This window comes from Campylobacter hyointestinalis subsp. lawsonii, assembly GCF_013372165.1.
In the GTDB taxonomy this organism is placed as follows: Bacteria; Campylobacterota; Campylobacteria; order Campylobacterales; family Campylobacteraceae; genus Campylobacter; species Campylobacter lawsonii.
The window spans coordinates 288,013-301,655 of the sequence record NZ_CP053828.1 but is presented as its reverse complement, the minus strand read 5'-3'; the positions used below and the strand labels follow the sequence as shown (position 1 = coordinate 301,655).

The window sequence follows — 13,643 nt, the reverse complement described above, 5'->3', positions numbered from 1 at the left end:
TAGCCTTAAATTCCAAAAAAGGCTACATTATGTTTGAAATAAGAGAAGCGAAAAAAGAAGATCTAGACTCTATAATAAATCTCATAAAAGAGTTAGCAAAATATGAAAATATGGAAGATCAAATCACTTTTACGAAAGATGATTACAAAAAATCTCTTTTTGAAAAACAATATGCAAAAGCGCTTGTTTGCGAACATAAAAACAATATAATAGGATACGCTATTTATTTTTATTCATTTTCTACTTTTCTAGGAAAAGGCGGAATTTATCTCGAAGATCTTTACATACAAAAAGAATTTAGAAACAAAGGCATAGGCAAAAAAATACTAAAAACTTTAGCTAAAATTTGCATAAATGAAAATCTAGGTAGGCTTGAATGGGCGTGTTTAGACTGGAATGAGCCAAGCCTTGCGTTTTATAAAAAAATAGGTGCAAAAACTCTTGATGAATGGATCAGTCTAAGAGTTGATGGTCAAAATTTGATAAAACTAGCAGATATCTGAATTTATATGTATTTAAAAAGCTTTTAGATAGTATTACGATGAGTAGCCAAAATTTACTTTATAATCTCTATTTTTACAAAGCTCTCGGGTATAAATTTATAGATAAAAACCAAATTTATAATCCGAAAATAGAAAAAAATGGTTTTTTAAATTTAGATATCTTAAATAAAGACATAAAAAATTGCAATCTCTGTGAGCTTTGCAAAAGCAGAACTCACGCTGTTTTGGGCAAAGGCGCTTCAAATATAATGTTAGTTGCCAAAAGTCCAAATTCAAATAGCGATAAAACCGGATCTGTCATAGATGATGAGCTTTTTAAAGTTTTAGAAGAAGTAAATATAGATAAAAAAGCTATCTATTTTACGTTTTTGATAAAATGCAAAACTTCAGGGCCAGATAAAGAAATTTGGTATGAACAATGCAAAATGTATTTCGAGCATGAGCTTAAACTAGTAAGACCAAAGATAATAGTGACACTTGGGCAAGAGACGTTTTTTTATATTACAAAATGCGTTTGTGCGTTTGAAAGCGTAAGGGGCGGGATTTTTGAGTTTAAAGATCATTTCATACTACCAACTTACTCGCATGAGTGGGTAAAGAAAAATCCAAGCTATATGAATGAATTTAAAAAAGATTTAGAAAAATTAAAAGGATATGAATGAAAAAAATAGTAGTTTTATTTATAAGCATAGCCATACTTTTTGCAAAAACACAAAAACTCTCAGATATCCCGCCTGCTCAGATTTTTTATATAAATTTAGATCCGCAAATTTGTGATACAAAATGCCTTGAAAAACTTATAAAAGACGAACTTTATATAAGCTTTTTAACAAGATATGATGAAAAATATGCAAACGAAGAGCTTAGAAACTTTTTTGTATTTTTAAATTCAAGAAGTGATTTTTATAATCCATCAACCGCAGAAGTGCAAATAGCCATTTTGCTACCAGAACAAGTCATAAAAAGCTACTCTATCATAGTTACAAACGCTATATTTTCATACGCTATTAAAAGAGGTCTTAATAGCAATATCAAATTCTTCCTATCTCAAAATGAAACTAGTGCAAATATAGACTCTGCTCTACTAAAAGCTAGAGCTGAGGGCTTTAGGTATGTCATAGCTGTGCTAACAAACGCCGGACTAAACGTCATCTCAGATCCAAAATACTCAGATATGATATTTTATATACCTACTCTAAATTCAAAAACAACAAAATTATCAGCAGAAAATTTGATATTTGGTGGTATCGACTATGAAGATCAGATAAAAAAACTACTCTCTTATTCAAACCAAAAAATAGCCGTATTTAACGACGGTAGTAGGCTAGGAAATATGCTAAATAGCTATATAAACAACCTTATTACGCCAGTATATACAAAAGAGATAAGCGGAAACAAGCTTGATCTAAAACCTATTCTTGAAAACAACTCTAGACTTAGAAACTCGTCCATATTTTTAAATACTCCTCTCATAAAAACAGCACTTCTTAGCTCTCAATTTAGAGTATTTAATCTAAATCCAAACGCCTTACTTTCAACTCAGATCAACTACAACAACGCTCTTTTGAGCCTAACTCAGCCAAATGATAGAAAAAATATGTACATAGCAAACTCTATATCTAAAATCGACGATGAGATCATTTCAAATAACGCCATCTTAGGACAAAACATAGAGTATGACTGGGTTGCTTATTCATCTACTTTTGGGTTTGATTATATCTATACTAAATTTATAAATAGTGACGCAAGCTCACTCTTTGATGAAAAAGTACAAGATGGTCAAGTTATTTATGATACAAAGATAATGAAAAGCAATCAATTTGGCTTTTACAGCTTAGACGAAAATAGCGAAGCAAGTTCATCATCTATCTTTCCTACTCGTCCATGACAGATAAAAGCCACTGTTATCTGAGCTGTGAAGAGTAGCTCAAAACACTGAGTTTCTAATGAAGCGACTCTGAAAATTTCTTGATCTAAGATCATGCTTGCCTTGCCGATTTTATTTACTTTGGTTTTTACATCTATCGTGTCCCCTAAAACTGCGGGTTTGATATAATTAGCAACTATTTTCGTAACAACAAAGTGCCTATCTTTGCTAAATTTGACACCATTTGTAAAACAAAACTCACTCCTAGCACGTTCGCAAAATTTAATATAGTTTGAATGATAAACTATCCCACCAGCATCGGTATCTTCATAGTAAATTCTTATACGCATAAATTTCCTTTTTATGTGTATTATACTAAAATCTAGCTCCTAAGATCAAAGTCGATGTAAATTCCAAGTGGTTTATCGCCCTCATAAAGCTCTAAGCGATAGTTCATCACAGCAACTACGCACGAGCTAAGAACGATACTTCCCATATAGATATTTGACCTTTTTTCAAGCGCCGCTTTTATGGTTCCCATATCCATGTTTATACCATAAATTTGAGCGTTTAAATTTTTATACTCGCCGCCTAGCCCCTCTACTTTAAGAGTTACTGGCGTCATAGCGCTAAGAGGTCTTGGATAGAAAGAAAAAGTTATTGTTTTACCATCTTTTTGAACACTACAACTATCTAAATTTAAATCGCAAGTTATGTTTGACTGGGCTACTACGCAGTTGCTTGTTTTAGCCGGACTAATAAAAGCAAAAACAAGACCTAACGTGACACCTACAAATGAAAGTAAAAGAATTTTTTTCATATTTTAGCCTAAATAATCGATCAATTTTTTTGTTATCTCATTGAATTTCAGTATCTTATGTCCTGAGTTTTTATCCATAAATTCTTTAGCATCTTCCATACTTGAAAATGGTATCAGATCATCTCCACTAGCACTTACTATGCGACTACCAAAAACATAAAAAGCATCACTCGCATCTATTAAATTTTTTGTTTTAAAGTCCGTAACGTACATCTTTTTAAGCGGTGAGATGTGCTTATATGAGCTAACATAAAAATAATGAAACATAGGTTTAACTGAGCTAAAAAGAACTTTCTCACCATTTTTATACTCCAAAACAGATATCCAATCAGGATGAGAAAATACATCTATAAATTTAATAGGACAAGTAGAATTTACGTCTTTAAAAAATTCGCTGTCTTTTAAATTTGCACCCAAAGCCAAACCAAAACATAATATAAAAAATATAATTTTTTTCATACCAAATCCTTTTTACAAAACCATAAATATCCGCAAATCAAACAAATACTTCCGAGTATTATAGGATAAATCACAGAATAAATCAAAAAGCTGACTCTTCCAAAACCATCGAGTATAAAATACGCAGCCGGTCCGATAACGGCTAAATTTGGATCGAACAAGCTAATCGCCGCTATCCTAAAAATTTGCACAGGATTTGCTAAAGATATGATATATATGATATTTTCATTTACAGAACTTTGCATCATAAGTCCTATAAGAGCAAGATCTAAAAAAGCCAACAAAAATAACCAAAACAAAAAAGAGAATCCAAGACCAAGCTCACTACTTTTTATAAGGCTTGATATCAAAAAACCAAACGATAAAAATACGAAAGACAAAACCAAAAGCAATAGCGTATAGTAAAAAAACACATCCCAAGGGATAGTAGCGCCTTTAAATATTGCTATAAAAAGCGATAAAACCAAAGCCAAAAGTATAGGTAAAAATACCGTAAAAGCCCTACCTAAAGCCTTACCAAAATAATACTCTTTTAGTGACAAAGGAAAACTAAGCAGATACTCAAGAGCACCAGCTTCTCTATCAGAACTTATGCTTCTAACTGTTGTTACAAGTATAAATATAGGTAAAATGATAATGCAAATTTGGATAAAAAGCAAAAGCATTCTAGTAAGCCCACTAAATCCAGCAACCCTACTATCTACTACCCCTGTTACAAAAAACGTGGCTATAAGCCCTGCAAAAGCAAATAAATAAAGCAAGAACCATTTAGAACGAAACGACTCTTTTATGTCGATCTTTGCTATCAAAAGTAGATTTTTCATTGCGCGTCCTTACTGTCTTTTATCACATTTCCAAGATCCATTTCTATGACTCTATCTACTATACCTTTTACTTCACTTAGTCTATGAGATATGAAAATAAGCGTATGATCTTTAAATTTAGAACCTAAAATTTGCAAGAATTTATCTCTGGCTTCTGGATCTAGATTTGCCGTTGGCTCATCAAACATTATAGTTTTTGAGTGCCTTGCAAGCGCTATGGCTATCAAAACTTTTTGTTTCATACCACCTGAAAGTTTATAAAACGGTTTCTTACATTCGCTATCATAGTCAAACTCTAGCTCTCTTAAATACATTTTTATATCATCTAGACTTGAGCTAGTCGAGCTTATACTATACTCGCAAATTTCAGATACTTTTAGCCTAAGAGGAGGTGGCATTTGCGGTACAAAGCTTAAAAATCTAAGAGCGTTTTTCCTATCTTTTACCGGATCTATACCATCTATAGTTATGCTTCCCTTATCACAAACTAGTTCGCCTAGTATCGCTTTCATAAGGGTTGATTTTCCAGCTCCGTTTTGACCCATTATAAGCACTTTACTAGAGTCTTTTATGGTTAAGTTTATATCATTTAGAACTATTTGGTTACCAAATTTTTTTGTTATATTGCTGATTTGTATCAATCCACGTCCTTATAATAATTTTTTTAGTCTATTTTCATAGCTAAGCGCATCTTGGTGACATACATCTATACATCTTCCACAAAGCGTACAATCCCCGCTTACGACGCTAAATGTAGTGCCGTTTGCATCTTTATTTTTTGCTTTAGTCATCTCAAGAACTTTAGGCACTATACAGACGTCCATACAAACAGCACAGTGATCGCATTTTTCTTTATTCCAACTAATCTTTATAGCTCTAAATTTAGATAAGATAGAATAAAACGTTCCTACTGGGCAGACATATCTACACCAAAACCTTCTACTAAAGAAAACTTCACCTAAAAATATCAAAATAACCCACCAAATAGCCGCGCTATAGCCATATATGATAAATCTAGAAACTATGCCAACAACGTTGAAAATCTCAAATATCAAATATCCACTAACAAAACTCAAAACCCAAAAAGCCAAAAGAAAAACATATCTGATTTTTGGATCAAATTCTCTTTGTTTGATGACTTTACTTTTTACTAACTTTGCGTTAAGTCTTTCTGCTATCTCAGCAAAAAAATTATACGGACAGATCCAACTACAAAATGCACGTCCAGCAAAAATCACGTAAAATGATAAAATCGTGATCGCGCCTATGAGCAAATTTATAGGAAATTCATTGCGTGAGAGTATAACTTCTGTAGTGATAAACGGATCTGCTAAGTGAAATCCTATCATTCTAGATCCGGTTATATCGCCTTCTAAGACTTGTACGTCGGCTACGAAAGACAAAACAAAAAAGAGATGGACTAAAAACATACTCAAATAACGGTAAAATCTTATACTCGGGCGTTTTTTTCCATCTCTTGTCGTGCTTATAAATGTACTGAAAAAACCGGCGTTTGCTACTGTTTGACGCTCGTTATATTTGTTCATATCGATTATTTAAATTTAGATATCTCATCAGCCAAAATAGTCAAATTTTCATCGCTGATGTTGTCTAAAAGTCCTTTCATCAAACTATTTGGCATTTTACCTGCTTTATAATCATGAAGCGACACTAGTAGCTCATCTTTTGTTTTACCGACTATACTTGGTGCGATCACGCCTTTGCCGTCTTTTGCGTGGCATGGAGCACAGCTTTTTAAATAAAGCTTACTAACGCCGTCATTTGTAGGAGCAACACTTTGCTTTAGCTCTTTTATCTTATTTAACTCATCACTTGTTTGGAAGCTATTTTCCTCTTTTTGTACGACTTTAACCTCTTGTTTTTCTATCTTAGGTGTGCTATCTTTTGCCACAGATGAACCATCACCGCTAAGTAACATATAGCACATCAAAGCAACAACCAAAACGCCCGAAATAGACGCTATTATTTTTCCTATGCTCATTTTTTACTCCTAAATTGTGCATTAAATTCACTTATCTCATTAGCAAGACCATTTATCTCTTTATCACTCATAGGCTTTACTAGATCAGCCATCAAAACATTTACTTTTGTCTTTGTTTTATAAGCTTTTATCATATCAAAGATCTCTTCACTACTTTTTGTAAGCAAAGACGGTCCTATGATACCATTTGCATAATCATCATGGCAAGCCGAGCATTTCGTGATAAAGTTTTTGCTAAGCTGACCGCGAATGAGAGCTTTATTTATACTTTGCAGAGGCATTCGCCTCATAGCTAAAGCTCCGATTGATTTCGTAGTCTCATTGCTATCATCACCTATACCAAATTTGATATTTTTAGCTCCGTCCATATCATAACTGATCCATTTGTTTATACCACTAGCGTTTTCATCGCCTTTTTTGATAGTAATAGAAGTCTGATTTTGATCTACAGATTTTGTTTCTGGTCTATTTTTTTCATCAGAACAACCTATAAAAAATAGTACGCAGATCGTAAATATAGCTAATTTTTTCATGAGTTTTCCTTGTAAATTTCGTTATAAGTTTTATCAGGAAGTATTTCTATAACATTAGCAAAGCAGACTTCCTCGCAAACTCCGCAGCCAACGCAACTCGGTTCTATCTTTGGAACTAGTTTTGCGTCTATTTCTATAAATTTTATAGCACCTTTTACCGGACATTCATCGATACACAAAGAACAAGCCTTGCCTACATTATCACTTATGATCTGTTTTGCTTTTTCTTCTCTTTCATTGAAAGTTTCTCTAGCAAGCAGATGCTCTACATCTTTAGATGAAACTTGCTTGTTTAAATTTGCGTAACATTTACTAAAGTCTCTTACGACTGCAACGCCCATACTTACGTCTGCGATAGTCGTGGTATTGTGATCTAAAGCACCACTAGGACAGGCTAGAACACAGGGGAAAAGATCGCAAAGATAGCAACCTCTTTTACTAGGATCTATATAAGCAGTAGCTAAGCTTATACCATCATCAACGCCTAATAAATCTATACTATGATACGGACATACTTGGACGCATTGCCCGCATTTTATACACAATGACTCAAAGTGTTTTGCGCTACCTGGCGGTCTTAAATGAAGTCTTGGTTTATGAAATTTATTTACCAAAACTCCTGTTATGGCTGCACCGCTAAGAGCTACTATACTAAAAGTGGCAAATTCCCTTCTATTCATGATGAGGCTCCATTTTTGGATTTTGATCCGTGATCAAGAGCTCCGGCTCGGAAAACGGAGCAAGTCTTGCTATAAAATTTAAAATACTCATTGAGGGACTTCCATAAAAAAATCTTAAATTTGGATAATACTGCCAAAGCGAATCCAAATACGCAAAGCTTTTATACTCTATATCTCCGATGCCGTCTTTATTTCTATCAAATCCGGCGTAATCATCAAAGTAATTACCGCTCCACTCATTTTTAGCTATCTTTGAGCCTGGAGTATCGTTTATGGCTACTTCCATATTGCCAACAAAATCATTATCTAAAAATATGCTTTTATGCTGAGTGGCATGAAACTGCACTCCAACCGTGTTGTATAAAATTTGATTATTTGTAAATTTATTTATAGTTTCTGGCTGAAATGGTGACTGATCTAGATAAAGACCTCTTGCATTGTATGAAAGTATGTTGTTTTCAATCACAAAATCACTAGTATCTTTCATACCTATACCTACGCCAAATGCTCCAGTAGAGCTTAAGACTTTGTTATTTCTGACTAAAGATCCAGAAGAAAACATAAAAAATATCCCAACGGAGTTATATTTAAATATATTTTCTTCCACTAAATTTTTACCCGCATACATAAAATGCAAAGAGTATCTGCCGTATTCGCCGTAATTTTTTCTTATGATATTATTGCTCGAATACCATACAACCATATCTCTACTTTTATAGATATGGTTATTTTCTACTAGATTATCATGGCTATACCAAAGCCTTATGGCGTCTCCTCTAAGTCCTAGATCAACAGGCTTTGAAGTAACTAGATTGTTTGTTATCTTTGAGGCGTTACATTGTTTGAAATTTATACCAAAAAGAGTATCTTTTAAAGAGTTATTTGATATCTCTACACCATTAGCAGAATCGCAGCTTATACCAGAATCTATAGTAGTATGAGACCAGCCGCTATTTTCAATTGTTAAATTTAGAAGCTTGACGTTAGAGCTTTTTATCTTTATAACATCTGAGTCGCCATCTCCTCTTATGATCGCTTTTCTATCTTTGCCATCTATAGTTATGGGTTTTGTGATAACGATATTTCCTTGATAAACCCCGCTTCCTAGCTCTATAACGTCTCCGTCATTAGCGCTATTTATAGCATCTTGTAAAGGATTTGCCAAGCAAATGCTAAAAGCAAAGACTAAAAAGCAAATTTTTCTCACGCAGCGTCCTTATCTTTTAGATACTTTTTCTTTGAAAATATAGCTAAAATACAAAGTATGCTCATAGCCATCATCACCCAAAAGCCTATAGTAGGATATGAATGAGTTGTAAATTGAGCTACTTTTCCATCTCCTAGGGCTGTTGGCATAAACGGTTTGATCTTAAATGCACCCCATTCTTGCATATTGTGTCCATACCAGTAAAGCCAACCTACAAATGCGCTCATAAATAGCACCGGAGCTATTATAGTAGGTATAAGTAAAAGAGAGTTTCCTTTGCCATCATAGTATAGGTATAAAAGCATAAATATAGTCGCAACTAGTAGATAATAAGGCGCTATAGCTCTCTCAACGTTGCCACCGTGTTCCATAGGATACATTCCGATATAGTGATTTATAGTATTCATCTCATGCACATCGCCACTATATCCATCTACGTGAAAATACACAGGGATTCCATCTGGAAATGCCTCTTTTGGATAGTTTGGAGCTTCAAGTGAAACATACCAAATAGGAAGACTAGGAACGCCTATTTCAGACCTAGTTTCTATCATCTTTGCAAGGTTGTATTTAACATCTTCTGGCATAAGATGATTTTTGTATTGTATCTTTGTGTATAGATTATACACAGGATAAACATAGCTAGGTAAATTTACCCCATTTTTTATCTTATCGCCCATTCCGTGATATGCGATAACTGGAATAGTAAATCCGATCGTCATCAATATAAGTGCTAGCACGGTGTAAATTTGGTACTTCTTCATCTTTCTTCCTTTTTTTCGTTTAAATTTAGCCTTAAACTAAATAGTTTAATGATAAATTTAAATTTATGTATTGATTGAGTTTAATGGCAAAGCATCTTATAAAAACACTTTGCCAAATTTAGATCTAAACAAATCTCAGATATACCTTAAGGTAAATTCTATTGAGATCTTTAACTCAAAATAAGATAATCTCATAGAGCAAAGATCTCAAATTTACCTAAAAGGTAAGCTAAAATTAATTTAAACCAGCATTCTCATCGATCCATTTTAGATATTCAATGATGTCTTTGATCTCTTGATCGCTCATATGTTGATTTGGCATTCTAAGATTAAAGTAGTTTATCATAGCTTTTACGTAATCTTCTTCATACTTAGAAGCTGGATTTTTGATGAAATCAAATACCCATTGTTCAGCATTTTCGTGTCTTAGTAAAACACCTGTTAGATCCGGACCAGAACTTACTTGACCGATGACATGACAACCATTACATCCGCCTTTTAGATACGCTTCTTCGCCACGAGCTTGAACTTTGCTCATAGGTGTTGCAAGTGCTTTTGTAAGGTTATTTTTAGCTCTTAAACCAACGTCAGCTGTTTTTACCATATATTGCCATACTTGGTATTCCCAAAGTATCGCGCCATTTATATCGCCTTTTTTATAAGCCTCATCGGCTTTTGCTTTAACTTCGGCTATTTTACCGTATTGTTCAAGCGCATCTTCAACAAGTTGTTTAACTTTTGGATATTTCTCGAAGTGTTTTTCTTTTAAGAATGCAACAACACTTTGGATAACATCATCAGTCGCTTTATTTGTTTCGATGACTTTTTTATACTCTGCTTGAAGCTCTGCTGGGCTAAGCTCTTTTAGTTTAGCTTTTTTAGCAGACTCGTACTTTTTGTTTGGATCTTTTACATATAAATAACCCATCATCTCAAGGTGAAGAGCTGAACAAAACTCAGTACAATAATAAGGGAAAACACCTTCCATATCAGCTACAAAGCTAACACTAGCTGTTTTACCTGGCTCGATAGAGGCATGAACGTTATATAGATCAACTGCAAAACCGTGAGTTTCATCTTGAGCACGCTCTAGGTTTGTTAAGTAGATAGTAACGTTATCGCCTTTATTTACCTCGATATGCTCTGGGTTTATGTGGCTCCTTACTAAGGTTGCATATACGGTTACATTTTTACCATTTCTTTCTACTCTTTCTTGACCAGCTAGAGTCATACCGACTGATTGCTCGCCTGTTCTTGAGTTTGTACCCATTTTGTATGTCATAGCAGGTTTTAATTTGCTAGCTGCTATAGAAATTACGTCGTGAGGCTCACCTAATGGGATAGGCATATCATAGATAAGCTCCATTTTAGGACCTGTTATATCGATAAGTTGGTGATTTTGCGGATGAAGTGGACCGACTGGATTAAATCTATCAATTGAAAGCTTATCAAGCGCTAAAGCGTACTTACCAACAGGTTTTGCTGATTTACCTTCCATAGTATCAAGGTGACCTATGTTGTAATGAACATTTACCCTATCTAATGTTTTTAGATTTTTGTAATCCCATTTCACAATTTGGCTATCAACATACAAAGATGTATAAATGATGCCGTCTTTTTCTTCAAAAGCGTTGTGAAGTGGTCCAAGACCTAGTTCAACTTGTCCATGAAGAGCCTTTTTCATATCAAGAATAGGAATACCAAAAGGATCTTTGCCTGCAAAGTCTTTTTTGTCAATCAAATTTTTGATTTTTCTGAAGTCATAAACACTAGCGTGAGTATCTAGCTTACCGCCGACTATGATGTATCTACCATCTGGGCTTACATCTACACCGTGTGGAGATTTTGGCTCAGGGATCAAAAACAAAGCATTATTCGCAACTGCAACACTTATAGGAATAACTTTATGATCATTTATAATTTTGTAATTTTTAGGATCTTTTACAAGTTTTTCTAAAATTTGCCAGTTATAAACGTGCATATAGTCAGTATCATTTCTACTCATACCAGCTTCAAACGGAGGAAGTCCTTTTTCGATACCGCCTGTATACATCTCTGAGTTAAAGCTGTTTGTAAAGCCCCAACCCATAGACTCGCCCTTACCTGCATCACTTAGATCTTGCATATATGGAGGAAGTTCAAGTGAGAATGATTTTTTCTCATCTATCTTGCCTTTTGGATAATCAAATTTCCAAAATGTTATAGCGCCTCTATAAACAGCCTCATACTCTTCTATCGGGTGATAGTTGTTATCAAGAGGAGCTGCATACTGACTAGCTTCGATAACATACTCGGTATTTGGAGTAACAAAGCTACCGCCGTGCTCACTTTTCATGATAGGATTTACTACGATTTGAGTTGTCTCAAAGTCGTGCAAACTAATAACAGCCATTCTAGGGTTGGCTTTATCGTTTATAAATAGATAATCCCCAGCGTATTCGCCGTTTTTCTCAGTGAAATTTGGGTGGTGAGTATCTCCCCAGCTTATCTCTTTACCTCTGATAGCTCCGCTTTTTAGTATAGCTTTGCTCTCGTTGTCATAACCATAACCTTGCCAAGGCTCTGGAGTAAATACGCCGATATATTTGTAAATCCTCATAGATGGGACACCATAAACTATAACCTGTCCGCTTTGTCCGCCGGAACTAAAAACGATGAACTCATCTTTACGACCGCTTGGCTGATATGTTTTAGCAGCTGCTAGAACATCTTTTTCGCTCAAGTTCCGCTCTTTCATGATAGTTTCAAGCTCACTTGCGCCAAACATTGAAGTTAAGCTCAAACATAAGCCAGCACTAAGTGCTAGAGGCGTTTTTAAAAAACTACTCATAAGACTCTCCTTTTTAAAAGATTTGTATCAATTTACTTAATACCATTAAAATCACATGCGAAAATAGTAGCATTCCATAAAACTACAATGTCACTATTCTCAATAAATATTCCAAAAATAGTATCATCGCCTATCTTTGTTTTGTTTTTTAAATTTAAATCAGAATCATAAATATATAAATTTGAACGAGAATCCCCCACATAAATATTTTTATCTTTCACTTTTAAAGCACTTATCTGATTTTGCGTTACATCATAAATTTTTTGCTCATAGATAAGTTTTCCATTTATCAAGCCGATAAGTGGTTTTTGGTGCAATTCTTCTATATAAGTTATCAAATTTGAAGCTTTTAAAATATGACTTTGTTTTAAAGTAGCAAGATCGAATTTATAAAGATTTCTATCGTAACAGGCTATGAATAAAGAGCCGTTTATAAATTTCGTCGCGATTATCTTTGAATTCAGACTAATGTCTGATTTTTTATAAATTTTATTTATAGTATCATATATGATTATATGGCTATTGCCTAAGGTAAAAATCAGTTTATCTTTAATTAAGTTTATCGAAGTAACTCGCTCAAAAACTCCTGTTTTTAAAGGATCTAGCAATGTTTCTTGAAAGCCTTTGATGTTTGTTTGTATAGCAAAGCCACTATCAAAACCGACTATAACATTTTGATCATAAATCTTTACTACGCTTATCTCATCAGATCCTGCTTTTAGATCAAATAAATTTTTCGCGCTATTAGATTCTTTGATATATAGCGTTTTGTCATCGTTATAAGCTATAAGATTTTGGCTACAATCAACACTTAAAATGTCATTGCTAGCTTTTTGTAATAACTCGCACTTACCAAAAACAAACTGGATAAACAGAAAAAATATCAAGACATACTTACACATAACTTAATCTTTCCTTATAATTGATAATTATAGCATATTTATAATTTATAATGCTTGATATTGATCAAATTTAAATATTCTTTTTACAAATTTACATATCAATATAATATATAGTTATATTTCAGCAATTAAATAAAATATAAACAAACTAATGCAAAGCATAAAATGGTTGATTAGAGCTTTTAAATAAGTTTTGAGTTTAAGATTTCCGTAAAAACTCGCTTATGTTATTGTTATTTAGAGCGTTTTTTA

Annotated in this window: 16 protein-coding genes; 3 read left to right on the top strand and 13 right to left on the bottom strand. The window is 33.6% G+C overall.

From position 1 onward, the window contains the following. The first annotated feature begins 29 nt into the window (after nt 1-29). Genes CHLWT_RS01665 through CHLWT_RS01655 form a run of 3 tightly spaced genes read left to right on the top strand, consistent with a single transcriptional unit; the run spans nt 30 to nt 2,391 of the window. Complete coding sequence (locus CHLWT_RS01665) at nt 30-503, top strand: GNAT family N-acetyltransferase (RefSeq protein ID WP_063998690.1); 474 nt, start codon at nt 30-32, stop codon at nt 501-503. 38 nt (nt 504-541) lie between these two features. Then, complete coding sequence (locus CHLWT_RS01660; protein ID WP_111999974.1) at nt 542-1,165, top strand: uracil-DNA glycosylase family protein; 624 nt, start codon at nt 542-544, stop codon at nt 1,163-1,165. Beyond that, nucleotides 1,162-2,391: a hypothetical protein gene (locus CHLWT_RS01655; protein WP_111999975.1), complete on the top strand. Its 1,230-nt coding sequence runs from the start codon at nt 1,162-1,164 to the stop codon at nt 2,389-2,391. Before CHLWT_RS01660 ends, CHLWT_RS01655 begins: the two co-directional genes overlap by 4 nt. Here the strand turns inward: CHLWT_RS01655 and CHLWT_RS01650 are convergent. The 13 genes from CHLWT_RS01650 to CHLWT_RS01590 all read right to left on the bottom strand — a co-directional run bounded on the left by CHLWT_RS01650 (nt 2,331) and on the right by CHLWT_RS01590 (nt 13,391). After that, a complete protein-coding gene (locus tag CHLWT_RS01650) occupies nt 2,331-2,720 on the bottom strand; it encodes a YbgC/FadM family acyl-CoA thioesterase (RefSeq protein WP_063998693.1) in 390 nt (129 codons plus the stop codon). The genes CHLWT_RS01655 and CHLWT_RS01650 overlap by 61 nt on opposite strands. 32 nt (nt 2,721-2,752) lie before the next feature. After that, entirely contained in the window at nt 2,753-3,190 is a 438-nt protein-coding gene (locus CHLWT_RS01645) for a hypothetical protein (RefSeq protein ID WP_111999976.1), read from the bottom strand. 3 nt (nt 3,191-3,193) lie between these two features. Beyond that, on the bottom strand, nt 3,194-3,649 hold the full coding sequence (locus CHLWT_RS01640; protein ID WP_063998695.1) for a nitrous oxide reductase accessory protein NosL: 456 nt from the start codon (nt 3,647-3,649) through the stop codon (nt 3,194-3,196). Next, entirely contained in the window at nt 3,646-4,473 is an 828-nt protein-coding gene (locus CHLWT_RS01635) for an ABC transporter permease (RefSeq protein ID WP_111968583.1), read from the bottom strand. Before CHLWT_RS01635 ends, CHLWT_RS01640 begins: the two co-directional genes overlap by 4 nt. After that, nucleotides 4,470-5,114 (bottom strand): ATP-binding cassette domain-containing protein, encoded by a 645-nt coding sequence (locus CHLWT_RS01630; RefSeq protein WP_034963459.1) that lies wholly within the window; start codon nt 5,112-5,114, stop codon nt 4,470-4,472. The genes CHLWT_RS01635 and CHLWT_RS01630 overlap by 4 nt, the downstream gene beginning before the upstream one ends. Nucleotides 5,115-5,123: 9 nt before the next feature. Then, nucleotides 5,124-6,020 carry a NapH/MauN family ferredoxin-type protein gene (locus CHLWT_RS01625; protein WP_111999977.1) on the bottom strand — a complete coding sequence of 299 codons (897 nt, stop codon included), beginning with the start codon at nt 6,018-6,020 and terminating at the stop codon, nt 5,124-5,126. A 5-nt stretch (nt 6,021-6,025) separates the two neighbouring features. Beyond that, nucleotides 6,026-6,475 (bottom strand): c-type cytochrome, encoded by a 450-nt coding sequence (locus tag CHLWT_RS01620; protein ID WP_170253216.1) that lies wholly within the window; start codon nt 6,473-6,475, stop codon nt 6,026-6,028. Then, nucleotides 6,472-7,008 carry a c-type cytochrome gene (locus CHLWT_RS01615; protein WP_111999978.1) on the bottom strand — a complete coding sequence of 179 codons (537 nt, stop codon included), beginning with the start codon at nt 7,006-7,008 and terminating at the stop codon, nt 6,472-6,474. The genes CHLWT_RS01620 and CHLWT_RS01615 overlap by 4 nt, the downstream gene beginning before the upstream one ends. Further along, complete coding sequence (locus tag CHLWT_RS01610) at nt 7,005-7,688, bottom strand: 4Fe-4S dicluster domain-containing protein (RefSeq protein ID WP_111948102.1); 684 nt, start codon at nt 7,686-7,688, stop codon at nt 7,005-7,007. The genes CHLWT_RS01615 and CHLWT_RS01610 overlap by 4 nt, the downstream gene beginning before the upstream one ends. Further along, on the bottom strand, nt 7,681-8,895 hold the full coding sequence (locus CHLWT_RS01605) for a nitrous oxide reductase family maturation protein NosD (RefSeq protein WP_111999979.1): 1,215 nt from the start codon (nt 8,893-8,895) through the stop codon (nt 7,681-7,683). Before CHLWT_RS01605 ends, CHLWT_RS01610 begins: the two co-directional genes overlap by 8 nt. Further along, a complete protein-coding gene (locus CHLWT_RS01600) occupies nt 8,892-9,659 on the bottom strand; it encodes a hypothetical protein (protein WP_034963450.1) in 768 nt (255 codons plus the stop codon). The genes CHLWT_RS01605 and CHLWT_RS01600 overlap by 4 nt, the downstream gene beginning before the upstream one ends. Before the next feature lie 235 nt (nt 9,660-9,894). After that, nucleotides 9,895-12,489 carry a Sec-dependent nitrous-oxide reductase gene (gene nosZ / locus CHLWT_RS01595; protein ID WP_111999980.1) on the bottom strand — a complete coding sequence of 865 codons (2,595 nt, stop codon included), beginning with the start codon at nt 12,487-12,489 and terminating at the stop codon, nt 9,895-9,897. Nucleotides 12,490-12,521: 32 nt separating this feature from the next. After that, a complete protein-coding gene (locus CHLWT_RS01590; protein ID WP_111999981.1) occupies nt 12,522-13,391 on the bottom strand; it encodes a hypothetical protein in 870 nt (289 codons plus the stop codon). Nucleotides 13,392-13,643 lie beyond the last annotated feature (252 nt).

Coding starts and splice junctions, on each gene's coding strand:
- CHLWT_RS01600 (WP_034963450.1), bottom strand. CDS start 9,659: ATGAAGAAGTACCAAATTTACACCGTGCTAGCACTTATATTGATGACG.
- CHLWT_RS01640 (WP_063998695.1), bottom strand. CDS start 3,649: ATGAAAAAAATTATATTTTTTATATTATGTTTTGGTTTGGCTTTGGGT.
- CHLWT_RS01620 (WP_170253216.1), bottom strand. CDS start 6,475: ATGAGCATAGGAAAAATAATAGCGTCTATTTCGGGCGTTTTGGTTGTT.
- CHLWT_RS01665 (WP_063998690.1), top strand. CDS start 30: ATGTTTGAAATAAGAGAAGCGAAAAAAGAAGATCTAGACTCTATAATA.
- CHLWT_RS01650 (WP_063998693.1), bottom strand. CDS start 2,720: ATGCGTATAAGAATTTACTATGAAGATACCGATGCTGGTGGGATAGTT.
- CHLWT_RS01655 (WP_111999975.1), top strand. CDS start 1,162: ATGAAAAAAATAGTAGTTTTATTTATAAGCATAGCCATACTTTTTGCA.
- CHLWT_RS01645 (WP_111999976.1), bottom strand. CDS start 3,190: ATGAAAAAAATTCTTTTACTTTCATTTGTAGGTGTCACGTTAGGTCTT.
- CHLWT_RS01660 (WP_111999974.1), top strand. CDS start 542: ATGAGTAGCCAAAATTTACTTTATAATCTCTATTTTTACAAAGCTCTC.
- CHLWT_RS01625 (WP_111999977.1), bottom strand. CDS start 6,020: ATGAACAAATATAACGAGCGTCAAACAGTAGCAAACGCCGGTTTTTTC.
- CHLWT_RS01635 (WP_111968583.1), bottom strand. CDS start 4,473: ATGAAAAATCTACTTTTGATAGCAAAGATCGACATAAAAGAGTCGTTT.
- CHLWT_RS01610 (WP_111948102.1), bottom strand. CDS start 7,688: ATGAATAGAAGGGAATTTGCCACTTTTAGTATAGTAGCTCTTAGCGGT.
- CHLWT_RS01590 (WP_111999981.1), bottom strand. CDS start 13,391: ATGTGTAAGTATGTCTTGATATTTTTTCTGTTTATCCAGTTTGTTTTT.
- nosZ (WP_111999980.1), bottom strand. CDS start 12,489: ATGAGTAGTTTTTTAAAAACGCCTCTAGCACTTAGTGCTGGCTTATGT.
- CHLWT_RS01615 (WP_111999978.1), bottom strand. CDS start 7,008: ATGAAAAAATTAGCTATATTTACGATCTGCGTACTATTTTTTATAGGT.